19 protein-coding genes and 3 pseudogenes are annotated in these 20616 nt (G+C 61.6%); 6 read left to right on the top strand and 16 right to left on the bottom strand.

Features of this window, described 5'->3' with window-relative positions; genetic code table 11:
• Positions 1 to 66: 66 nt before the first annotated feature.
• Together ACIQU2_RS01605 and ACIQU2_RS01610 are read left to right on the top strand one after the other, a co-directional pair.
• The gene (locus tag ACIQU2_RS01605) at positions 67 to 1341 is read left to right on the top strand and encodes an epoxide hydrolase family protein (protein WP_403137957.1); all 1275 of its coding nucleotides are present in this window, start codon (positions 67 to 69) and stop codon (positions 1339 to 1341) included.
• Positions 1268 to 1519: a DMT family transporter gene (locus ACIQU2_RS01610; protein ID WP_403138302.1), complete on the top strand. Its 252-nt coding sequence runs from the start codon at positions 1268 to 1270 to the stop codon at positions 1517 to 1519. Before ACIQU2_RS01605 ends, ACIQU2_RS01610 begins: the two co-directional genes overlap by 74 nt.
• On the opposite strand, the gene ACIQU2_RS01615 is transcribed toward ACIQU2_RS01610, so the two are convergent.
• On the bottom strand, positions 1408 to 2196 hold the full coding sequence (locus ACIQU2_RS01615; protein ID WP_403137960.1) for an alpha/beta hydrolase: 789 nt from the start codon (positions 2194 to 2196) through the stop codon (positions 1408 to 1410). The two genes, ACIQU2_RS01610 and ACIQU2_RS01615, sit on opposite strands and share 112 nt — an antisense overlap.
• Before the next feature lie 504 nt (positions 2197 to 2700).
• Between ACIQU2_RS01615 and ACIQU2_RS01620 the strand changes: the two genes are divergently transcribed.
• Positions 2701 to 3645, top strand: a complete 945-nt coding sequence (locus tag ACIQU2_RS01620) for an aldo/keto reductase (protein ID WP_403137962.1) — start codon at positions 2701 to 2703, stop codon at positions 3643 to 3645.
• Positions 3646 to 3708: 63 nt separating this feature from the next.
• On the opposite strand, the pseudogene ACIQU2_RS01625 reads toward ACIQU2_RS01620, so the two are convergent.
• Positions 3709 to 3903: pseudogene (locus tag ACIQU2_RS01625) on the bottom strand (glutathione S-transferase N-terminal domain-containing protein); the annotation flags it as partial.
• 148 nt (positions 3904 to 4051) lie between these two features.
• Between ACIQU2_RS01625 and ACIQU2_RS01630 the strand changes: the two are divergent.
• The gene (locus ACIQU2_RS01630; protein ID WP_347805498.1) at positions 4052 to 4423 is read left to right on the top strand and encodes a nuclear transport factor 2 family protein; all 372 of its coding nucleotides are present in this window, start codon (positions 4052 to 4054) and stop codon (positions 4421 to 4423) included.
• A 45-nt stretch (positions 4424 to 4468) separates the two neighbouring features.
• Here ACIQU2_RS01630 and ACIQU2_RS01635 read toward each other — a convergent pair whose 3' ends face one another.
• Positions 4469 to 5860, bottom strand: coding sequence for an aldehyde dehydrogenase family protein (locus tag ACIQU2_RS01635; protein WP_403137965.1), 1392 nt, complete (start codon positions 5858 to 5860; stop codon positions 4469 to 4471).
• A gap of 100 nt (positions 5861 to 5960) precedes the next feature.
• Between ACIQU2_RS01635 and ACIQU2_RS01640 the strand changes: the two genes are divergently transcribed.
• The gene (locus ACIQU2_RS01640) at positions 5961 to 6845 is read left to right on the top strand and encodes a putrescine utilization regulator PtrR (RefSeq protein ID WP_046055497.1); all 885 of its coding nucleotides are present in this window, start codon (positions 5961 to 5963) and stop codon (positions 6843 to 6845) included.
• A 35-nt stretch (positions 6846 to 6880) separates the two neighbouring features.
• On the opposite strand, the pseudogene ACIQU2_RS01645 reads toward ACIQU2_RS01640, so the two are convergent.
• The 3 genes and pseudogenes from ACIQU2_RS01645 to ACIQU2_RS01655 all read right to left on the bottom strand — a co-directional run.
• A pseudogene (locus tag ACIQU2_RS01645) lies at positions 6881 to 7231 on the bottom strand (MarR family winged helix-turn-helix transcriptional regulator); the annotation flags it as partial.
• Positions 7232 to 7271: 40 nt separating this feature from the next.
• Positions 7272 to 7712: an Ohr family peroxiredoxin gene (locus ACIQU2_RS01650; RefSeq protein ID WP_347805500.1), complete on the bottom strand. Its 441-nt coding sequence runs from the start codon at positions 7710 to 7712 to the stop codon at positions 7272 to 7274.
• A gap of 109 nt (positions 7713 to 7821) precedes the next feature.
• Positions 7822 to 8109, bottom strand: a pseudogene (locus ACIQU2_RS01655) (Ohr family peroxiredoxin); the annotation flags it as partial.
• Positions 8110 to 8264: 155 nt separating this feature from the next.
• Between ACIQU2_RS01655 and ACIQU2_RS01660 the strand changes: the two are divergent.
• Positions 8265 to 9272 (top strand): Ldh family oxidoreductase, encoded by a 1008-nt coding sequence (locus ACIQU2_RS01660; protein ID WP_403138305.1) that lies wholly within the window; start codon positions 8265 to 8267, stop codon positions 9270 to 9272.
• 142 nt (positions 9273 to 9414) lie between these two features.
• On the opposite strand, the gene ACIQU2_RS01665 is transcribed toward ACIQU2_RS01660, so the two are convergent.
• From ACIQU2_RS01665 to ACIQU2_RS01710, 10 genes are all read right to left on the bottom strand, one after another.
• Positions 9415 to 10995 carry an aldehyde dehydrogenase (NADP(+)) gene (locus tag ACIQU2_RS01665; protein ID WP_403137969.1) on the bottom strand — a complete coding sequence of 527 codons (1581 nt, stop codon included), beginning with the start codon at positions 10993 to 10995 and terminating at the stop codon, positions 9415 to 9417.
• 219 nt (positions 10996 to 11214) lie between these two features.
• A complete protein-coding gene (gene abaF, locus ACIQU2_RS01670) occupies positions 11215 to 12612 on the bottom strand; it encodes a fosfomycin efflux MFS transporter AbaF (RefSeq protein WP_403137971.1) in 1398 nt (465 codons plus the stop codon).
• Between the two features lie 72 nt (positions 12613 to 12684).
• The gene (locus ACIQU2_RS01675; RefSeq protein WP_403137974.1) at positions 12685 to 13602 is read right to left on the bottom strand and encodes a dihydrodipicolinate synthase family protein; all 918 of its coding nucleotides are present in this window, start codon (positions 13600 to 13602) and stop codon (positions 12685 to 12687) included.
• Positions 13603 to 13739: 137 nt separating this feature from the next.
• Positions 13740 to 14768, bottom strand: coding sequence for a trans-3-hydroxy-L-proline dehydratase (locus tag ACIQU2_RS01680; protein WP_076030925.1), 1029 nt, complete (start codon positions 14766 to 14768; stop codon positions 13740 to 13742).
• Between the two features lie 149 nt (positions 14769 to 14917).
• A complete protein-coding gene (locus tag ACIQU2_RS01685) occupies positions 14918 to 15640 on the bottom strand; it encodes an amino acid ABC transporter ATP-binding protein (RefSeq protein ID WP_008157200.1) in 723 nt (240 codons plus the stop codon).
• Positions 15633 to 16283: an amino acid ABC transporter permease gene (locus ACIQU2_RS01690; RefSeq protein ID WP_008157201.1), complete on the bottom strand. Its 651-nt coding sequence runs from the start codon at positions 16281 to 16283 to the stop codon at positions 15633 to 15635. The genes ACIQU2_RS01685 and ACIQU2_RS01690 overlap by 8 nt, the downstream gene beginning before the upstream one ends.
• A 10-nt stretch (positions 16284 to 16293) precedes the next feature.
• The gene (locus tag ACIQU2_RS01695) at positions 16294 to 16959 is read right to left on the bottom strand and encodes an amino acid ABC transporter permease (RefSeq protein WP_403137979.1); all 666 of its coding nucleotides are present in this window, start codon (positions 16957 to 16959) and stop codon (positions 16294 to 16296) included.
• Complete coding sequence (locus tag ACIQU2_RS01700; RefSeq protein WP_403137981.1) at positions 16952 to 18730, bottom strand: aconitase X; 1779 nt, start codon at positions 18728 to 18730, stop codon at positions 16952 to 16954. The genes ACIQU2_RS01695 and ACIQU2_RS01700 overlap by 8 nt, the downstream gene beginning before the upstream one ends.
• Positions 18731 to 18740: 10 nt before the next feature.
• Entirely contained in the window at positions 18741 to 19559 is an 819-nt protein-coding gene (locus ACIQU2_RS01705) for a transporter substrate-binding domain-containing protein (RefSeq protein WP_403137984.1), read from the bottom strand.
• A 251-nt stretch (positions 19560 to 19810) separates the two neighbouring features.
• Positions 19811 to 20560: a helix-turn-helix domain-containing protein gene (locus ACIQU2_RS01710; RefSeq protein ID WP_403137987.1), complete on the bottom strand. Its 750-nt coding sequence runs from the start codon at positions 20558 to 20560 to the stop codon at positions 19811 to 19813.
• Between the last annotated feature and the right edge of the window lie 56 nt (positions 20561 to 20616).

Here is a 20616-nt window from a genome sequence, read left to right on the forward strand (position 1 = left end):
AGCGTCTTCGGTGACCGATAAGCGCAAACTCATCACTCATCGTGACCCTCAACTGAGGTAATGAAGATGAAGCACCTATTCGCGGTTGCTATCGCCACCCTTGCGCTTTGCGCCTCGGCCCTCGCCAGCGTCGCTCCCGCCGCCAATCCCCAGGCCATTCAACCCTTCCACGTCAATGTTGCGGACAAGGAACTCGCCGATCTGCGCAACCGTATCGCGGCGACCCGCTGGCCGGACAAAGAGACGGTTTCCGATCGATCACAGGGCGCACAGCTGGAACAGCTGCAGGAGCTGGTTCGCTACTGGGGCACGAACTACGACTGGCGCAAGGCCGAAGCGCAGCTCAATACGCTGGCGCAGTACGTGACCACCCTCGACGGGGTCGATATCCACTTTATCTGGGTGCGCTCCCCCCACCCGAACGCTTTGCCGATGATCATGACCCACGGGTGGCCAGGCTCCGTGCTCGAGTTCATCAAGGTCGTTGGTCCGCTCACCGACCCGACCGCGCACGGGGGCAATGCGGCAGATGCCTTCGATGTGGTGATTCCGTCCATTCCTGGCTACGGCTTCTCCGGCAAACCGAGTGGTATCGGTTGGGATCCGGACCATATCGCGCGGGTCTGGGCGCAGCTGATGCAGCGCCTCGAGTACACCCACTACGTCGCCCAAGGTGGCGACTGGGGCGCCCCCATTACCAGCGCGATGGCGCGCCAGGCGCCGGCCGGATTGCGCGGCATTCACCTTAACCTGCCAGCCACGATACCGGCGGAAGCGAGCGCGGCGCTCGCTGTCGGCGGACCGGCGCCGACGGGATTTTCCGAGAAGGAACGCGCGACCTACGACGCCGTCGCCACGCTCGTCAAACAGGGAAACCTGGCGTACAGCACGATGATGGCCGCGCGGCCGCAGATGATCGGTTACGGCGCGACGGATTCACCGGCCTTCCTCGCAGCGCTCATGCTCGTGCATCCAGGCTTTGCCCGTTGGACATACGGCGCCGACCCCCAACAGTCGCCGACGAAGGATGAAGTGCTGGACGACATCACGCTCTACTGGCTGACGAATAGCGCCGCCTCGGCAGCAAGGCTCTACTGGGAGAACATGGGGCGAAGCCCTCTTTCTTCGGCCGCACAGAAGACCACCGAGATTTCTCTGCCGGTGGCCGTCACCGTGTTTCCAGAAGATGTTTACTGCCCGCCAGAAACATGGGCCCGGCGCGCTTATAGCAACCTGATCTACTTCCACCAGGCCGACAAGGGCGGCCATTTCGCGGCCTGGGAACAGCCGCAGCTTTTTACCGAGGAACTTCGCGCGGCGTTCCGATCGCTGCGGCGCTAGTCGAACACTGCCCGTGGGGACGGCCTACGCGGTCTGGACCGGTATCGGCACGGCGGGCACCGCCACTTACAAACCATCGCCCAACGCCTTGAGGTACTCGGGACTCTCGGATATCGAGTTGTGCCCCGTACCCGGTATCACCTTCAGCAACGCCACTCCCTTGGCGAAATGCGTGTAGAGCCGCTCGGTGCTGGAACGCGGTATCACTTCGTCGTGTTCCGCCGCGATCAAGAGCGTGGGCACCGTGATGTGGGCGGCGTACTTCCAGGATTCATAGGTGTCCTTGAGCAACCACTTCACCGGGAAGATAGGGAACTGCCGTGTAGCGAGTTCTTCAACACTGTTGTAGGGCGTGATGAGCACCAGACGCGCCGCCGGGCGTTGGCTGGCGAGGCGCACGGCGACGCCGGAGCCCAGGCTGCGACCGACCACCGTAATGTGTGGATGGGTGGCGTAGACCAGGTCAAACAAGGTCATGGCGTCGCGCGAGATCATCTCCTCGGAGGGCGATCCGGAACTGCCACCGTAGCCTCGGTAGTGCAGCAAGTAGACGGCGTGATCGGCAAAGGCTTCGGAAAACGAAGGCAGGCTCCGGGAGACGTCCTCGGCATTTCCACCGAAATAGATCAACGCATTGGGCCCCTCGTGCGGCCTGACGGACACCAGCACCTGTGCGTCGTCGACGGACAGGGTGAGCAGCGTTGCCGAGGTGCCGACAGCGCGGGGTTGTGGGAAGTAGATGAGGGCGCGCTGAAACACGAACAGCGCGGCGCAGAGTGCCAGATACACAACGGCGATGATGACGACGATTGACACCAGGATTCGTGGCATTCGGCTAACTTTAGTGGGCGGCATTGACGGCTCTGGCCTGAAGACGGCTATCGCTTGATCGCTGTCAGAGTGTAGTAGACCGATAGCGCGACGCACCGGGAGGGGCAGCCATGCCCATCGCTGTTAAATGGCTCAACGTCCTGCCGTCGGAAAGAGCGGCGCTGAGGCTAATGCCAGTCAGTTAAGCCGTAACGCGATCCTTGTAGCAGCTGGCGAAGCCTGCGTTCGGCTGCGAAGCAGTCGTGAAATCAGACGATGCGGTGTTTCAGAAAGACCGCAAACTCAGGTTTTACGACTGCTGCGCAGTCGAACGCAGGCTTCGCCAGCTGCTACGGATTGTGTCGTTCCTTAACTGACTGGCATTAGGCGCTGAGTCTGGGCTTCGACTTACATTTCTGCGTGCTGGTGCTGTTGGAGATTGCGGTGCTTGTGTCGCCGGTAGCTATGCTGATGTGGCTAGCCTCGTGCGTCCGGCGCGAGAAGTGCTGTGGACCGTGGCTGACAGCAAAAATGTGGAAGGACAATTCCATGAGCCACACTGATGGGTACACGCGTCGAAAAATACTCACGCTGGCTGCCGGTGCTTCGGCGGTTTTCACCTTCGATCCGGCTTTTGCAGCATCCACGCCGTCGACCGAAACAGGAGGCAAGAACATGCTGACCCGGGCCATTCCATCCAGCGCCGAACTATTACCGATCGTTGGGCTGGGCACGTATCGCGGTTTTGATGTCGAGCCTTCAAGCCCCGCCTACAAGCAGCTGCCTGCTGTGCTGCGCGCGTTGTTCGAGAAGGGCGGGAAGGTGATCGACAGTTCGCCGATGTACGGTCGCGCCGAACTGACGACCGGCGAACTGCTGTCGATTCATGAACCGCGCTCGCCGGCGTTTCTGGCCACCAAGGTGTGGACACGTGGCCGCGAAGAAGGCATCGCGCAGATGGAACAGTCTTTCAAACTGCTGCAGACCGACCGGATCGACCTGATGCAGATTCACAACCTGCTGGACTGGAAAACCCATTTGCCCACGCTGCGCAAATGGAAGGAAGAAGGGCGCATTCGTTACATCGGCATCACCCATTACACGGCGTCGGCGTATGACGAAGTGGAAGCGGTGCTCAAGGCCGAGCCGTTGGACTTTTTGCAGATCAACTATGCCCTGGACGATCGCGGCGTCGAGAAGCGCATTCTGCCGCTGTGTCGCGAGCTGGGCGTGGCGGTGATCTGCAATCGGCCCTTCGGCGGCGGTGATTTGCTCGCCCGCTTGAAGGACAAACCGTTACCGCGCTGGGCCGCGGATGTGAGGGTCAATAGCTGGGCGCAACTGGCGCTCAAGTTCCTGCTGACGCATTCGGCGGTGACTTGCGTGATCCCCGGCACCGGCAACCCGCGTTACATGGCAGAAAATGCCGGTGCCGGTTTCGGTCCGATGCTGACAGGGGCGCAGCGTGAGCAGTTGATTGACGTGGTGGGGTAGGCGAATGTTCGAGGCCTGTCAGGTGTTGTCCGGCGGCTGGCGAAATCGCTCCGGGATGGCCGCCACGTTGCGCTGGCGAGCGTGGTCGCGGATGACCGGGAATTTGCCGAGCGGCCATAGCGTTTGCAGCTCTGCTCTGTCTGCATCGTTGGCGAGGTCGATGATCCGTTTTTCGAAGTCGACAGCGTTTTCGTAGAGCGCGATGAGCACTTTGTGGCAGAACGACGACAGCGGATGGTAGTCAAGAGTCAGCGACATCTCTCAGCTCCTCGAAAGGCAGGTGACCCCCATCATCGTAGTCGCCCGTCCGGGACGGTTAAGCGCGCGGTGCTAGACTTTCAGGGTGGGATGGATGATCGAACAACCTGATCCGGCGGTGCGATGGTGAGAGCGCTGGAGGTATGACATGACGACTCAATCGCTGGCTAAAGAACACATCAACGTGGTGGTCCGCAATTATGTAGAAGGCATGGTATTCGCCGATGAAGCCTTGCTGCGACAGGCCTTTCATCCCTCTTGCCGCATCATTGGGCATTACGAAGAGAAGCTGGAATGGGCATCCATGGAGGAATTTATCAGCGCGATCAAGGCCGAGGGGCCGGCAGCCAAAGAGGTCAAACCGTTTTGGGAAATACTCAGCATCGATGTCACGGGTGATGCTGCCGCGGTAAAAGTCACTGATGATTATCTCGGCATGCGATTTACCGATTATCTGTCGCTACTGAACATCAATTATCGCTGGATGATTGTGAACAAGCTGTATTACCTGAACGAATAGATCGTGAGCCCGGGAGCCAAAAGGCTCCCGGGCATCGTTATGCGATCAGTGCCGATCCAGCCACACCGTCTGGGCATTGCAGAACTCACGCACACCGAAATGCGAGAGTTCACGGCCAAACCCGCTTTTCTTCACGCCGCCGAAGGTGACGCGCGGGTCGGAGGCGCAATAACCATTGATAAACACGCCACCGGTTTCCAGTTCACCAGCCATCTGCTCAGCAAGCTCGACGTTGCGTGTGTAAATGGTTGAGGCGAGGCCGAACTCACTGTCATTCGCCAGTGCCAATGCATGCGCTGCATCGCGTGCGGTGATGATCGAGGCCACCGGGCCAAACAGCTCCTGTTTGAACGAGGTCATCTGGTCGGTGACATCGCCGAAGACCGTGGGCTCGTAAAAGTTGCCGGGGCCTTCTGCCTTCTTGCCGCCCATCAGCAACGTCGCGCCTTCTTCCAGGGTGTCGCGCACCTGTTGATCCAGTTCATCACGCAGATCAAAGCGGGCCATGGGGCCGATGTAGGTGTCGGAGGCCAGTGGATCACCGACCACCAGTTTTTGCGTGGCTTCGACGAACTTGCGCGTGAACTCCTCGACGATGCCTTGCTCGACAATCAGGCGTTTGGCGGCCGCGCAGACTTGCCCGGTGTTCTGGTAGCGGCCAATCACGGCGGCTTTGACCGCTTCGTCGAGGTCGGCATCGTTGAGCACGATGAAGGGATCGGAGCCGCCCAGTTCCAGCACGCACTTCTTCAACGCCGCACCGGCTTGAGCGCCGATGGCGATGCCGGCTCGCACGCTGCCGGTGAGGGTGACTGCCGCGATGCGTGGATCGGCGATTGCGGTGGAGACACCGTCCGGCGTGACATTGATGACCTCGAAGACACCTTCGGGGAAGTCGGCTTGCTTGAAGGCCTCACGCAACAGATAAGCGCTGCCCATCACGTTGGGTGCATGTTTGAGCACGTAGGTGTTGCCGGCGATCAACGCTGGAACGGCGCCGCGCAGGACTTGCCAGATCGGGAAGTTCCACGGCATCACGGCGAGAAGCGGGCCGAGCGGGCGGTATTCAATGCGCGCTTTTCCACCTTCAACCAGCGTCGGTTCAGCGCTCAACATCGCGGGGCCGTGCTCGGCGTACCACTCACAGAGCAGCGCGCACTTTTCGATTTCGCCGCGGGCCTGAGTGATTGGCTTGCCCATTTCCAGGGTGATCATGTTCGCCATCGCGGCGGCGTTGTCGCGCAATGCCTGAGCCAGGGCGATCAACAACTGCGAGCGTTGATCAACCGGTTTGCTGCGCCAGACGCGGAACCCGGCAGCGGCGCGGGCAAGGGCGGCGTCCAGTGCCGATGCGGATTCGAAAGGGTAGTGGCCGATCTGCTCGCCGTTGGCGGGGTTGATCGAAATGGCATGGGTGAGGCTGGAAACTTGGGTCATGGCACCGTCCTGCGAGGTGGGGATGCGCTCAGGTTACGGTGGTGTTTGTTTTCTGGAAACTGAATAATACTGAGCATATCGTTCACGTTTGGAGAATGACTTGGATCTGGTTCAGCTGGAAATTTTCAAAGCCGTTGCCGAGCACGGCAGCATCAGCGCGGCGGCTCAGCACATCCATCGGGTGCCTTCGAACCTGACGACGCGGATCAAGCAGCTGGAACTGGATCTGGGCGTGGACCTGTTTATCCGCGAGAAGAGCCGTCTGCGCCTATCGCCGGCGGGCTGGAGTTTTCTGGACTATGCCCGGCGCATCCTCGATCTGGTCCAGGAGGCTCGCGCGACGGTGGCGGGTGAAGAACCGCAGGGTTCGTTTCCGCTGGGGTCACTTGAGAGTACCGCTGCGGTACGCATTCCTGAGCTGCTGGCCGCGTATAACCAGAAGCACGCCAAGGTCGAGCTGGACCTGTCCACCGGACCTTCGGGGACCATGATCGACGGGGTGTTGTCTGGCCGACTGGCGGCAGCGTTTGTCGATGGACCGGTGCTGCACCCGGCACTGGAAGGCGTGCCGGCGTTTGAGGAAGAGATGGTGGTTATCGCGCCGCTCAACCATTCCCCCATTCATCGCGCGCGGGATGTTAATGGCGAAAACATCTATGCCTTCCGCTCCAATTGTTCCTACCGGCATCACTTCGAAAGCTGGTTTGCCAAGGACGCGGCGGTGCCCGGCAAGATTTTCGAAATGGAGTCCTATCACGGCATGCTGGCGTGCGTCAGCGCCGGTGCAGGCCTGGCGCTGATGCCCCGCAGCATGCTCAACAGCATGCCCGGGTGCACCACGGTGAGCATCTGGCCGCTATCGGAATCGTTCCGCTATTTGCGCACCTGGCTGGTGTGGCGCCGGGGGACGGTGTCGCAAAGTCTGACCATGTTTGTGCGCTTGCTGGAGGAGCGCGGGGTGGTGCGGGATGAGGCGGTGCGCTAGTTCGCGCTTGAGAATGTCCAGATCGGCGTGCCGGCTCATTCCCCGGCTTTTGTCGACTTGATCAGATTGTTGCGCAGCTTCACGACCGCTTTTTGCAGGATCGAGAACTCGTCGAGCGTCAGGCCCGTCGCGTCGGCGAGGCCCATTTCCGGTTGGCTTTCGCGTAGCTGTCGACCGTTCTTCGTCAGGCTGATCCGCACCTGGCGCTCGTCCTCGGGATCGCGCTGCCTTTGCAAAAAGCCCATCGCTTCCAGCTTCTTCAGGATCGGGGTCAAGGTGTTCGATTCGAGAAACAGCTTCTCGCCCAGGCTGCCGACGGTCTGATTGTCTTCCTCCCACAGCGCGACGATGGTGATGTATTGCGTATAGGTCAGCCCCAGCTGCTCCCCGGTTCGACGGCGAAAGTCGAACCGGTCGTTCGGTGCATCACGCTGTCAGAGCGTTGATGACCACGTCGATGTTGCCGCGCGTAGCCTTCGAGTACGGGCAGATTTGGTCTGCGGCGTGCGCCAGCTCCGTCGCGACGTCTTGCGTCAAGCCTGGCACGCGAAGAGTCAGCCGGGCCTGGAGGAAGTAGGCCGGACCGGTCTGGCCCAGATCGACCTCAATATCAATGGCCAGATTGGGCGGCAGCGTCACCTTCATATTTTTCGCCGCCAGCTCGACGGCAGCGGTGTAGCAGGCCGACCATGCGCCGGCGAAAAACTGCTCTGCCGTTGGGTGCGGCACAATGGCTGCGAACTCGTGTGCCAGTCTAGGGTTTCCAGGCGACGAGAGCTGGATGGCGAGGCCGCGGGAAGAGTTGTCACCGTCGCTGAACGTCGTGTGGGTTTTGCCTGTGGCCAGGACTTTTTCGATCTTGTTCATGGTTGAGTCCTCAACGCTTTGCTGGGTTTGTGTTTCGCGTGCGCTTAAAGCGCATGCGATATATATGGCGTATCGACCATGCCGATCGATAGCAACGCCGCGCGGTGCGTCAAGCCGTGAGGACGTTCAGGGCCACGTCAATGTTACCCCGCGTCGCTTTCGAGTACGGGCAGATTTGATCGGCGGTGTGCGCCAGTGTCGTCGCGATATCGCGGGACAAACCTGGTACGCGCAGGGTCAATCGAGCCTGAAGGAAGTAGGCCGGACCGGTCTGACCCAGATCGACTTCGATGTCGACGGACAGATCCGACGGCAGCACCACGTTCATTTCTCCGGCCACCAGCCCGACGGCGGCGGTGTAGCAGGCCGACCAAGCACCGGCGAACAGTTGCTCGGCGGTCAGGCAGTCGGTGTCAAGGGGTGGTGTGACGTCCAGCCGACGAATGGCCGTGTTGCCGGGATATGCCGAATTCGTCGTCGACCGGGCCTAAAGCGATCAAGCCGTGGCGTCTGGAATGGGCCAGTCTGGACGGTCTGTCCAAGGAGTTGATGATGAAACGACTGTCCCTGGCCGAAGCTCGCGAGCTGGCCGAATCGATCTTGCTGCACAACGGTTTCAACCTTGCCCACGCTCAGGCGGTAGCCGCCACGGTGATTGCCGGCGAGCGCGATGGCTGCGCCTCTCACGGTTTGTATCGGGTACTGGGGTGCGTGAATTCGCTCAGAGCCGGCAAGGTGGTGGCCGATGCCGAGCCACGGGTGATCGACCAGGCCCCTTCGATCGTGCGGGTCGATGCGGCGGGTGGTTTCTCCCAGTTGGCGTTTCAGGCGGGTCTGCCATTACTGGAGGAGAAAACCCGGGCAAACGGGATTGCGGCCTTGGCGATCAATCGCTGTGTGCATTTTTCCGCCCTGTGGATCGAGATCGAGCAGCTGACCGCTGCCGGCCTGGTGGCGCTGGCGTGTAATCCCAGCCATGCCTGGGTCGCGCCGGCGGGGGGCAGTCAACCGGTGTTCGGCACCAATCCCATTGCGTTTGGCTGGCCGCGTTCGGGCAAGGATCCGTTTGTGTTCGACTTCGCCACCAGTGCGATTGCCCGTGGCGAGATCGAGTTGCATCGACGCGCCGGCAAAGCGATTCCCGAAGGTTGGGGCGTGGACGCTGAAGGGCAGCCGAGTACCGATGCGAACGTGGTGCTCGATGCCGGCGCGATGCTGACGTTCGGTGGGCACAAGGGCTCGGCGCTGGCCGCCATGGTGGAGTTGATCGCCGGGCCGTTGATTGGTGACCTGACCAGTGCTGAATCGCTGGCGTACGACGCGGGCAGCAAGTCGTCGCCGTACCACGGCGAGCTGATCATCGCCCTCGATCCGCGGCGCTTTCTCGGCGAGGCCACCGAGCAGCATCTGGCCCGTGCCGAAGTGATGTTCCAGAGCATACAAGGGCAGGGCGCACGCTTGCCGTCGCAAAGGCGTTACGAGGCGCGAGTACGCAGTTTGGTGGAGGGCGTGCAGATTCCCGAAGCCTTGTACAACGACTTGAAGGCACTGCTGGGCTGAAGAAACGGGGGGTGGCCAACCCTCCTGTGGGAGCGAGCTTGCTCGCGATAGCGGTCTGACATTCAGCACATGTGTTGAATGTTAATCCCTCATCGCGAGCAAACTCGCTCCCACAGGATTTCGCTGCACATTTGAGTGTTTTTTAAACCGGGTCGCGATGGCTGTTGCCGTCAACCAGACGGGCGATGCCCAGCGGATTGGCATTTTTCAAGGCGTCGGGCAAGAGCGCATCCGGGCAGTTCTGGTAGCACACCGGGCGCAGAAAACGCTCGATGGCCAGGCTGCCGACCGAAGTGCCACGGGCATCGGAGGTGGCCGGGTAGGGACCGCCATGCACCATCGCATCGCAGACTTCGACGCCGGTCGGGTAGCCGTTGAACAGTACCCGACCGACCTTCTGTTCAAGCAGCGAGAGCAGTTCGCCATGGGTTTGCAGGTCACCGGCTTCGGCAATCAGCGTGGCCGTAAGTTGACCGTGCAAACTCTGCAATGCCCGTTGCAGTTCGGCTTTGTCGGCCACTTCCACCAGCACCGTGGTGGGGCCGAACACTTCTTCCTGCAGCAATGGGGCGCCGTGGAGTAGCAGGCTGACGTCGGCCTTGAACAGCTGCGGCTGGGCCTGCTTGCCCTGTTGTTCGCGACCGGCGAGGTGGGTGATGTGCGGATGCGCCCGCAGCGCCTGCACACCCTTGGCGTAGCTGGTTAACGTGCCGGCGTTGAGCATGGTTTGCCCTGGTTGGTCAGCCATTACCGCGCTGAGCGATTCAGTAAATGCGCTGAACTCGGGGGAGCGAATGCCGATCACCAATCCGGGGTTGGTGCAGAACTGGCCGCAGCCGAGCACCACTGACGCGGCGAGTTCACTGGCGATTTTCTCGCCGCGCCGTTGCAGGGCTTCGGGCAGTACCAGCACCGGATTGATGCTGCTCATTTCGGCGAACACCGGAATCGGCTGAGGCCGTGCGGCGGCCATGTCGCAGAGGGCGCGACCGCCCTTGAGCGAGCCGGTGAAGCCGACCGCCTGGATCGCCGGATGCTTGACCAACGCTTCGCCGACACCCGCGCCGTAGATTATGTTGAACACACCCTTGGGCATGTCGGTTTGCTCGGCGGCGCGGATGATTGCATCGGCCACGAGCTCGGCAGTCGCCATATGCCCGCTGTGGGCCTTGAACACCACCGGGCAACCGGCGGCCAGGGCGGCAGCGGTGTCGCCACCGGCGGTGGAGAACGCCAGCGGAAAATTGCTCGCACCGAACACCGCGACCGGGCCGACGCCGATCCGGTACTGACGCAGATCGACCCGTGGCAGCGGCTGACGCTCGGGCAGAGCCCGGTCGATGCGCGCGCCATAGAAATCACCACGGCGCAGGACCTGAGCGAACAGCCGCATCTGACCGCTGGTGCGACCGCGCTCACCCTGAATGCGCCCGGTCGGCAGCGCCGTCTCGCGGGTGACCAGGGCAATGAACTCATCGTCCAGCGCCTCCAGTTGCGCGGCGATGGCCTCGAGAAATTCCGCACGCCGGCTCGCCGGCAAGTTGCGGAAAGCCGGGTAGGCGGCAGCCGCTGCCTGGGCGGCGGCGTCAACTTCCTCAATGGTGGCTTGCATGAACGAGTAGGGCAGCGCTTCACCGGTGCTCGCGTCATGGCTTTGCACGGTGATGTTGCCGACGGCACTGCGCGCACCGCCGATGTAGTTGTGGCCGATGATGTGGGGCATGAAAAACTCCTGTCGAAATATGAGGCCAAATACGTTGGCAGACCGCGGCGCATGACCCGTAGCAGCTGCCGAAGGCTGCGTTCGGTGCGGGCCGCGTACGGACGAAGCCGTCGTAAAACCATGCAACGCGGTGTCACAGTCACACCGTGTCGCCCGTATTGACGACCGCTACGCGCTCGGACGCAGCCTGCGGCAGCTGCTACAGGTTGCGTATTGAGGTCAAGCCAGAGAATCACCCCGACGTGCGCTGGCGGGTTCGGCGCTGTCCAGGGCGGCGATCCGTGCAGCGGATTCGCTATCCACCAGATGCAGCGACTTACCCCGGGTTTCTCGAGTCAGGCCGACGGCGACGATGGAGATCAGCGCGGCGCCGACCAGGTACCAGGCGATCGGTGTCGAGCTGTGGTACTTGTTGAGCAGGGTGAGGGCAATCAGCGGCGCCAACGAGCCGGCGAAGATCGGTGCCACCTGATAGCACAGGGACAACGCGGTGTAGCGCACGTGGGTCGGGAACATTTCGGCCATCAGCGCCGAGTAGGGCGCGTAGGTCATCGACTCGATCGCCAGGCCCAGGGTAATTGCCCCGATGATCAGCCAGTTGTTGCCGGTGTCCATCATCGGGAAGCCGATGAAGCCCCAGAACGCGGTGAGGATTGCACCGGTCAGGTACACCGGCTTGCGCCCGACCAGGTCGGACAGATAACCCATCAGCGGGATCATGAAGAAATGCAGCAGGTGCGCGCCAAACATCAGAAACAGAATCTCTGAAGTGTCCTTGTGCACCACCAGTTTCAAGTAGGTAATCGAGAAGGTCACGACGGTGTAGTAAAGGATGTTCTCGGCAAACCGCGCGCCGATGCCAACCAGCACTGCACGCCAGTGATGACGCAGCACTTCGACCACGCCCAGCTGTTGTTGCTTGTTTTGCGCCTGCCGGGCCTGGGCTTCCTTGAAGATCGGCGCGTCATCGACGCTGGTGCGAATCCAGTAGCCGATCAGCACCACCACCGCCGAGAACCAGAACGCCACACGCCAGCCCCAGGCAAGGAATTGCTCCTCCGACAGGTTCGACGACAACAGCAGCAACGCAACGGTCGCCACCAGGTTACCGGCCGGCACACCGGCTTGTGGCCAACTGGCCCAGAAGCCTCGGCGATTGTCCGGGCAGTGTTCGGACACCAGCAGAATCGCACCGCCCCATTCACCACCGAAGGCGAAACCCTGAATCAGCCGCAGTAGCACCAGTAACACAGGCGCGGCATAGCCGATCTGGTCGAAGCCTGGCAGGCAACCCATCAGGAACGTGGTGATGCCGACCACCACCAGGCTCAGTTGCAGCAGGCGTTTGCGGCCGAACTTGTCACCGTAGTGACCAAACACCAAACCACCCAGCGGGCGGGCGAGAAAGCCGACGGCATACAGGGCGAAGGCGGCGAGGATGCCGTCGATCGGGCTGTCGGTCTGGCGAAAGAACAACTGGCCGAAGACCAGTGCCGAGGCGGTGCCATAGAGAAAGAATTCATACCATTCGGCGACCGTGCCGGCCATCGCGGCGGCCACGACACGTTTGAGTCCCGAGGGTGTGGTTGCGCGGGCGGTGCTGTGAGGATTGGACATGCAGACGTTTCCTGTAGAGGCGCAAAGACAGGTAGCCGGGCCGATTCCGCAAGGGACCCGCCCGGCAATCACTCAGAGACCGACGTCCGGCAGTTCCGGACGGTTGCCGAGGGCTTTGGCCATGATCTGCTCGACGAAAACCCGATCGGCTTCCGGCAGGGCCAGGCGTGGTGGACGGGTCAGGGCGCTGCCGCGACCGGCGATGGCTTCGCACAGCTTGATGCACTGCACCAGGTCGGCACGGGCGTCGAGGTGCAGGATCGGCATCAGCCATTCGTAGATCGGCATGGCTTCGGCGAAGCGACCAGCCTTGGCCAGGCGGAAGATGGTTTCGCCTTCTTTCGGGAACACGTTGGACATGCCCGAGACCCAGCCTTCAGCCCCGACCGCGATGCTTTCCAACACCACGTCATCAAGGCCGGCGAACAGCACAAAACGATCGCCGACTTCATTGCGCACGTCGATGAAACGACGGGTGTCGCCGGAGGAATCCTTGAAGCACACCACGTTGTCGCAGTCGGCCAGGGAAATCAGAATGTCCGGGGTGACGTCGTTTTTGTAGATCGGCGGGTTGTTGTAAACCATCAGCGGTACGTCGGCGTTTTTCGCCACGTAGCGGTAGTGCTCGGCGGTCTCGAACGGCTTGGAACCGTAGACCAGCGCCGGCATCAGCATGACCCCGTCGACACCGACCCGGCGCACGGCGTTGGCGACCTTGGCCGCTTGCACGCTGGTGAATTCGGCCACACCGCAGATCACCGGCACGCGGCCGCGGGAAGCGTCGACCGCGACTTCGGTCACGGCGATTTTTTCTTCGGCGGTCAGCGAGGTATTTTCCCCCACCGAACCGCACACCACCAGGCCCGACACGCCGTCACGGATCACGTTGGAAATCACCTGGTGGGTTTTTTCCAGGTTGATGGAGAAGTCGTCGTTGAATTGAGTGGTCACCGCGGGGAAGACACCACTCCAGTTAATGCGCTTGCTCATTGTTGCCTCCGGTTCGTTAATTGTATTTCGTATACGATATTGCAAGTGAAAAGACTCGGCCAGTGCTTTTTTCAGTTACGAGGGGTTTTTTGCTAGCCGTTGGTCAGAGATTTTGGTGAGGGTTTGTAAGGCTGTGCTCAAGCCCCAGGCCAGGTGTCAGACAGTCGATAGCCTTGTGGCCACGGATCGCTTGGATCGAGCAGCAATTGATGAGTGCCGGTGATCCAGGCCCGGCCGGAAATGCACGGGTAAATTGCCGGGCGGCCGGCCACTTCCGTCAGCGAATCGATGCGGCAGTGGAACTCGGAACCGATGATCGAACGGCCAATAAAACGCTCGCCGACCTGCATCAAGCCCTTGGCCTGCAGTACCGCCATGCGCGCCGAGCAGCCGGTGCCGGTCGGTGAACGGTCGATCTTGCCGGGTTGAATCACCACCGCGTTGGCGCCGGTGGCGATGCCATTTTCATAGACGAGGGGCGCCGCGATCTGGCAGAAGGAAATGTGCGACCACTCGGGGTTCAGCGGATGGACAAAGCCCAGTTGTTCATTGGCCGCGCGGGTGATTTTCAGTCCGACCTCGACCAGCTCCGCGGCTTCATCAGGACGAATGGAAAAGCCCAGGCGCTTGGCGTCGGCGATCACAAAACTGTCGCCGCCGTACGCGGTGTCGACCTGCAATGAGCCGACGCCTTCGACTTCGATCCAGGCGTCGAGGCGGTCAGCGAAGGAGGGCACGTTCTTGATTTCCACCCGTTCAACCTTGCCGTCACGGCAGTCGGCCACCGCTTCGATCAGCCCGCCTGGGGCTTCGAGCACCAGCCGGGTTTGCGGTTCGGTCATCGGCAGGATGCCGCTGTCGAGCAACACAGTGGCCACGCACAGCGAGTTGGAGCCGGACATCGGTGGGGTGTCGGCCGGCTCCATGATGATCCAGGCCATCTGCGCCCGAGGATCCTTGGCCGGCACCAGCAGGTTGACGTGGCGGAACACGCCGCCGCGCGGCTCGTTGAGCACGAAGTTGCGCAGGGTTTGGTCCTTGGCAATCCAGCGCGACTGTTCCCACACGGTGGCCCCGGGTGGTGGGGCGACGCCGCCGACGATCACGTCGCCGACTTCGCCTTCGGCATGACAGCTGACTACGTGGATGACTTTTGATGAGCGCATTGTCTGCTCCTTGTTTTGTCCATTAGGGCCTCATCGCGGGCAAGTCGGATCGCCGCACCGCCGCTCCCACAGTGATCTGTGTCGGCCACCGATTTTGTGTACACCATCAAACCCTGTGGGAGCGGGCTTGCCCGCGATGGGGCCATTAGTTATTTCACTGATTTCAGAAAAGCCGCGGTTTCCGCGTGCACCGGGTTGCCGATGACCTGATCAGGCGAGCCGATCTCATGCACCAAACCATTGCGAAAGAACGCCACGCGGTCGGACACATCGCGGGCAAAGCGGATTTCATGGGTCACCAGAACCATGGTCATGCCGTCTTCGGCGAGCATGCGCATGGTGTCGAGTACCTCGCCTACCAATTGCGGGTCGAGGGCCGAAGTGGCTTCGTCGAACAGCATGTAGTCCGGCGACATGGCCAGGGCGCGGGCGATGGCCATGCGCTGTTGCTGGCCGCCGGAGAGCTTGCCGGGAAAGGCTTTGAGCTTGTCGCCCAGACCGACGTGGGTCAGTTGTTTAACCGCCAATTCCTCGGCTTCCGCCTTGCTCTTGCCCAGCACTTTGCGCGGCGCCAGCATCACGTTTTCCAGCACGGTCAGGTGCGGGAACGCGTTCCATTGCTGGAAGACAATGCCGATCTTCTGCCGCAGACGGTTGAGGTCGGTGGCGCTGTGATGGACCTCGACACCGTCGACGCGGATGTTGCCTTTCTGGATCGGCTCCAGACCGTTGATGCACATCAGCAGGGTCGATTTGCCCGAGCCGGAGCCGCCGATGATCGACACCACCTCGCCCTTGTTCACTGTCAGGTTGACGCCCTTGACCACTTCGAGGTTGCCGAAGGATTTGTGTACGTTGTCGATCTCAATCATTTTCTTGCCACCTTCTTTCCAGACGAGCGCCCAGACGAGCGACCACCAGGCTCATGACGTAGTAGATGAGGCCCGCGATGCACAGCACCAGCAGCGGTTCCTGAATGCGGGTCACGATGGTTTGCGAGGCACGCAGCAGTTCGACGATGCCGATCCACATCACCAGCGCGGTGTCTTTCATCACGCTGAGTACCAGGTTCAGCCAGCCGGGAAAGGCCACCCGCGTGGCCATTGGCAGGACGATCCAGCGCAGGTCCTGGAGGAAACTCAGGCCCAGCGAGCGACTGGCCCGGCGCACGGTGAACGGCACAGAAAGCACGCCGCTGCGCACGATCTCGGTGAAGTACGCGGCGGCATAGACCCCGAGCACAATGCAGCCAACGCTGAAGGCACTGATGTTCAAACCGACGATGCTTTTCAGCGAGTTGAACAACACAAACTGGATCAGCAACGGCACGCTGCGAAACACGTCCAGCACCCACGCCAGCGGCAGGCTGGCGCGCGGCAACAGCGCCCGCAGCAAGCCGAACAGCAGCCCGGCGAAGGAGCCGAGGATGATCGACCAGAACGTGAGTTTCAGAGTGACCCAGGCGCCATCAAGCAGGAACAGCAGGTCATTCCAGGAAAAACTGGTGGTCAACATGCTCACCTCCTCAGTAGCGGAACAGTCGCCAGGCCATCAGCCGGGCGACGGCGACGATCGCCTTGGCAATCAGGTAATACAGCGCCGCGGCGATGGCGAAATATTCGAAGGTGCGGAACGTCTTGACGTTGTAGTCCTGGGTCACGCCGGTGAGGTCATTGTTCAGCCCCACGATCACCCCCAGCGACGTCATCAACACCGCCCAGACCATCTGGTTACTCAACGGGTAGAACACGATGCGCAACAGCTGCGGGACGATGATCATTCGGTAAGCCTGAAAGGCGCTCATGCCCAGCGAGCGCGCGGCGCGCACTTGCGTGCCGGGCACAGCTTTGAGGCCACCGCGAAAGTTTTCCGCCAGGTAACCGGCGTTGTTGAAGGTGATCCCGGCCAACAGTGCGAACCATGAGCTGACATGCAAGCCGAGCGAGCCGAGGCCGAAGTAGAGGATGTAGATCTGGAACAGCGATGGGGTGTTGCGGGCGATCGACACCCAGCCATTGCCGATGCCGCGCAACAACGGTTGTTTGGTTTCGCGCATCACCGTCAGGGCCAGGGCGATCAGCACGCCGAAAATCATCGACAGTGCAGCGGTCTCGAAGGTGACCCAGGCGCCGGCCAGCATGTCCGGCAGGGCGCGCAGGGTCGCGCGCCATTGGAAGGTGTAATCAAACATACGCGTGGCTCTCCAGAGAGGCGGCCGATTGCAGCCAGGCCGGCAAACGACCGCTGGCGGTGGCGCTGCAAGCGGCGTCGACACATTCGGCGAGGTTGGCGAAGTGCACCTTGCGGCCCACCAGGCCGGGTGCGTAATGGGCGTACTTGCCCGAGTTGGTCATCAAGGTTTTGGCGGCCAACGGGATCACCGGCTCGCCGAGCATGCACCAGCAGGTATCGGTGACCAGGGTCGCGCCGAAGGCTTCGATCACCGCGATATGTCCAGCCTCGCGCGCCTGCTCCAGCACCGCACGACCGCAGGTAATGGCGAGCACCACCTCGGGGTGTTTGTGCCGACCCCGACACAGCCGCGCCAGATGCGCGAATTCGCTGAGAGAGAAATGCGGGTTGCCCAGCGAGACCACATCCACCCGGTTGTCGCGGGCACTGTTGAGTTCGCGCCAGCTGAGTAGCAAATCCTTCAGGCGGATTTTTTCCACCGGCACAGGATCATCCGCCTCCAGCACCTGCGTCGGGTCGAGTGCTTCCGGAGTCACCCCGGCGATATGGAACAGCGGCGCGGCGGAGGTGGTGGCGAAAGCAGCGCCGAAGGCTTTCAGGTCATCCAGGCTCGGCTTGCTATGTTCCAGCCCCAGCACCAGCGGAATCCGGCTGCCGGCCAGGGCACCGATGTGGTAACCGAGCAGGGGGTAGAAGGCATCGTCCAACTCACCCAAAACCGGTAAATCGATTTGCAGTCTCGCTTTACGTTGCGCGTCCAGATGGCAGCCGATCAGGGGAGCGCGGCCGGTCAGGGCGATGCAGATATCCAGGTAGTCTGGGTATTTCAGGGTGCGTGCGCCGAGCACGCTGTTGGCATAAACCACGGCGTTGGATTCGGCCCAGACGATTTGCTCGCCGGACTTCGGCGCGCTGTCGAGCAGGTAGGGCGCGCAGGTAAAACTCAGCTGTGCGCCCATCGCCATGTACGCATCGCCCAAAGCACTGGCCGGCACACCGAGTGCCGGATCAATGCCCAACTCACGCCAACGACGCTGATCGACGGAAATCGAATTGAGCGTGGTCGGCACCCGTACTTTGGCTCCCCACTGCACCAGTTGTTCGGCGAAGCGCAGGCTCGCAGGGCCCGTATAGATGCAACCGTCGATGTGTGCCTGGGTGACATCCACCAGGTGGCGGGCACCTTGCAATTGAGCCATGCGCAGGACGATCTGCATGGCGACCTGGGTGGCCTTGCCATGTTGGCCCTCGAACAGCGCCCGATCGTGTTCGGTGAGTTCGATAGAGGTGCTTTTTTCTGCTGTCTGCAACGGACTGTCGAGTGCCTGCCAGGCATCACCCGGCAGGCGGTCGAACACGGTCACCGTTGAAGCTTCGACCCGAGCAAAGGCCTTGCCGCGCAAGGCGGCGAAGGCCTCCCGGCCGATGCACAGCACCGGCAGGGAACGCTCGAAAATGGTCTGTGCCACGAGCACGCCCAGGGTCAGGATCTCATCGGGTTCGGCCAGCACCAGTGCGGCCGGCGCATGACCGTTGCTGATCAGTTCCATCAGCACACTGCTGCCGGTGCACGAGCCGCGGCCACTGGGAATCGCCAGCACCCGGCCGGTCAGATGTTCGCCGCTGAGCGGGTGGTGACGGTCGATGACCTCGCCGCTGTACGGGTCGACCCCGCCCCAGAAACTCAGCCCGACATCGGCAAACAGCAGGGCGCCTTGTGCGGCACCGGCGACCAGACTGCGACCGGTCAGAGAGGTTGGCCTAGGCATGCCGGACACCTCAGTAATAGACCTTGGGCACGGTCAGGTCGGAGGGTGAAATCTCGGTGCCGACCCATTTGGTAAACAGCTCGTTGTACCGGCCGCTGCGCACCTGCTGGTTGACGAACAGGTTGAGGTAGTTGAGCAGGCCATACTCGTTGCGCTTGGCGCCCAGGGACACGTAGTCGATGGTGTACGGCGCGTTACCGGCGATTTTCAGGTTCTTGTATTTGCCCGACTTGATCGTGGCGGCGGCCACGGTGTTGGTGACCACGGTGGCGTCGATGTGACCCTGGGCGACCGCCAGCAGCGTGTCGTTCTGCGACTGATAGGCGCGGAAAGTGCCGGTGCCCCAGCTCTTCACGTCTTTTTCCAGAGCGATGGCTTCATAGGTGCCGCTGGTGTTGCCCAGGGCTTTGCCTTTGATATCGGCGAAGCTGTTGATGCCGGTGTTGTCGCGGGTCAGCACCACCATCTGGAAGGCGAAGTACGGCACGGTGAGGCCCACGGTCTTGGCGCGTTCGAGGGTGTCGGACGTGGAGGCAACGATCACGTCCGCACGCCCGGACACCAGCGCCGGGATTCGGTCGGGGAAGGGCGTTTCAACCACTTCCGCGTCGACCCCGAGAATTTTCGCCAGGTCGCGGCAGTAGTCCACGTCGAAACCGGCCGGGTTGTTACCTTCATCGCGGAAACCCATGGGTGGGAAGTCCAGGGTCACGGCGCAACGCAGCTTGCCCGAACCAATAATGTCGTCGAGCTTGTCGGCCTGGGCGGTGGCGATGAAGGACGTACTGAGAACAGCGCTGAGGGCTACGGCAAATGCGGGGTTTTTCATAGAGGCCTCGTTGTCGGAAAGTGCTGTTGGATATCGTATTGTGAATTTCGTATACGATATGTGATTAGCAATGAGCGTGCCTGTTTGCGAACAGAGGCGAGAATTAATCGCCAAGCCTTGAGCTAAAGGTCTTACAAGATTGTGGGAGCGGGGCGTAGGAGAAGAACGCCTCGGCGGGCCGTATCAGGCGGTGTTACAGAAGGGAGCAGTGGGGGCGCCAGGCGCCCCTTAAAGGAACACTTGCCTGGGGTTCAGCGACGGCTTTCGCGATACTGACTCGGCGCCAGACTGGTCAAGGCACGGAACTGCCGGCTGAAGGCGCTGTGATCGGTGTAACCGCAACGCAGGGCTATCTCGGTGATGGGCAGGTCAGTGTGCAGCAACAGCCGGGAGCCTTCTTCCAGGCGCGCCTTGTGAATCATCTGCCGTGGGGTGAGTTGGAACACGCGTTTGCAGTGGCGCTCCAGTTGCGCCACGGAAAACCCGGCGATCGCGGTCAGTTCGGCGAGGCTGATGGGGTGGGCGAAATGGCTGCGGATATGCGCGTCCACCGCCGCGAGTTTCTGGAAGGCCGGATGGCTGGACTGTGGCGTTTGCAGGTCGCGGGAGATACCGGCCAGGCCGACGATCTGACCTTGCAGGTCGCGCAGCGCGAGTTTGTGGGTCAGGCACCAGACCGGTTGGTTACCGTAATACAGGTGCAGTTCGAGTTGGTCGGCCAGTTCGCGGCCGGTAGACAGCACTCGCCGATCCTGCTCTGTGTACAGCGGGCCGAAGCGCTCGGGAAAGACCATGTCGGCGGTGCGCCCGAGCAGCTCGTCACTGTGTTTGAAGCCGCAGCGCCGGGCCAGGGTCTGGTTGACGAAGGCATAGCGGGCCTCGCTGTCCTTGATGAAAAACACCACGTCCGACAGGGTGTCGAGCAACGCCGCGATCGGCTGCAGACTGCTCAGCAGGGTGGACAGGTCGCAGGGTTTGAAGGTAGTGAGCGAGGCATACATGGCGCTGGGCGTCTGGAGGCAATGCCCGGGATCATAAAGACTCGGCGACGGACCCG

Origin of the sequence: Pseudomonas sp. NPDC098740 (genome assembly GCF_044760065.1) — a bacterium.
GTDB lineage: Bacteria > Pseudomonadota > Gammaproteobacteria > Pseudomonadales > Pseudomonadaceae > Aquipseudomonas > Aquipseudomonas rossensis.

Bases quoted from the DNA above. Each gene is read 5' to 3' on its own strand.
- ACIQU2_RS01605 (WP_403137957.1), top strand. From the start codon at position 67: ATGAAGCACCTATTCGCGGTTGCTATCGCCACCCTTGCGCTTTGCGCC.
- ACIQU2_RS01615 (WP_403137960.1), bottom strand. From the start codon at position 2,196: ATGCCGCCCACTAAAGTTAGCCGAATGCCACGAATCCTGGTGTCAATC.
- ACIQU2_RS01620 (WP_403137962.1), top strand. From the start codon at position 2,701: ATGAGCCACACTGATGGGTACACGCGTCGAAAAATACTCACGCTGGCT.
- ACIQU2_RS01630 (WP_347805498.1), top strand. From the start codon at position 4,052: ATGACGACTCAATCGCTGGCTAAAGAACACATCAACGTGGTGGTCCGC.
- ACIQU2_RS01635 (WP_403137965.1), bottom strand. From the start codon at position 5,860: ATGACCCAAGTTTCCAGCCTCACCCATGCCATTTCGATCAACCCCGCC.
- ACIQU2_RS01650 (WP_347805500.1), bottom strand. From the start codon at position 7,712: ATGAACAAGATCGAAAAAGTCCTGGCCACAGGCAAAACCCACACGACG.
- ACIQU2_RS01660 (WP_403138305.1), top strand. From the start codon at position 8,265: ATGAAACGACTGTCCCTGGCCGAAGCTCGCGAGCTGGCCGAATCGATC.
- ACIQU2_RS01665 (WP_403137969.1), bottom strand. From the start codon at position 10,995: ATGCCCCACATCATCGGCCACAACTACATCGGCGGTGCGCGCAGTGCC.
- abaF (WP_403137971.1), bottom strand. From the start codon at position 12,612: ATGTCCAATCCTCACAGCACCGCCCGCGCAACCACACCCTCGGGACTC.
- ACIQU2_RS01675 (WP_403137974.1), bottom strand. From the start codon at position 13,602: ATGAGCAAGCGCATTAACTGGAGTGGTGTCTTCCCCGCGGTGACCACT.
- ACIQU2_RS01680 (WP_076030925.1), bottom strand. From the start codon at position 14,768: ATGCGCTCATCAAAAGTCATCCACGTAGTCAGCTGTCATGCCGAAGGC.
- ACIQU2_RS01685 (WP_008157200.1), bottom strand. From the start codon at position 15,640: ATGATTGAGATCGACAACGTACACAAATCCTTCGGCAACCTCGAAGTG.
- ACIQU2_RS01690 (WP_008157201.1), bottom strand. From the start codon at position 16,283: ATGTTGACCACCAGTTTTTCCTGGAATGACCTGCTGTTCCTGCTTGAT.
- ACIQU2_RS01695 (WP_403137979.1), bottom strand. From the start codon at position 16,959: ATGTTTGATTACACCTTCCAATGGCGCGCGACCCTGCGCGCCCTGCCG.
- ACIQU2_RS01700 (WP_403137981.1), bottom strand. From the start codon at position 18,730: ATGCCTAGGCCAACCTCTCTGACCGGTCGCAGTCTGGTCGCCGGTGCC.
- ACIQU2_RS01705 (WP_403137984.1), bottom strand. From the start codon at position 19,559: ATGAAAAACCCCGCATTTGCCGTAGCCCTCAGCGCTGTTCTCAGTACG.
- ACIQU2_RS01710 (WP_403137987.1), bottom strand. From the start codon at position 20,560: ATGTATGCCTCGCTCACTACCTTCAAACCCTGCGACCTGTCCACCCTG.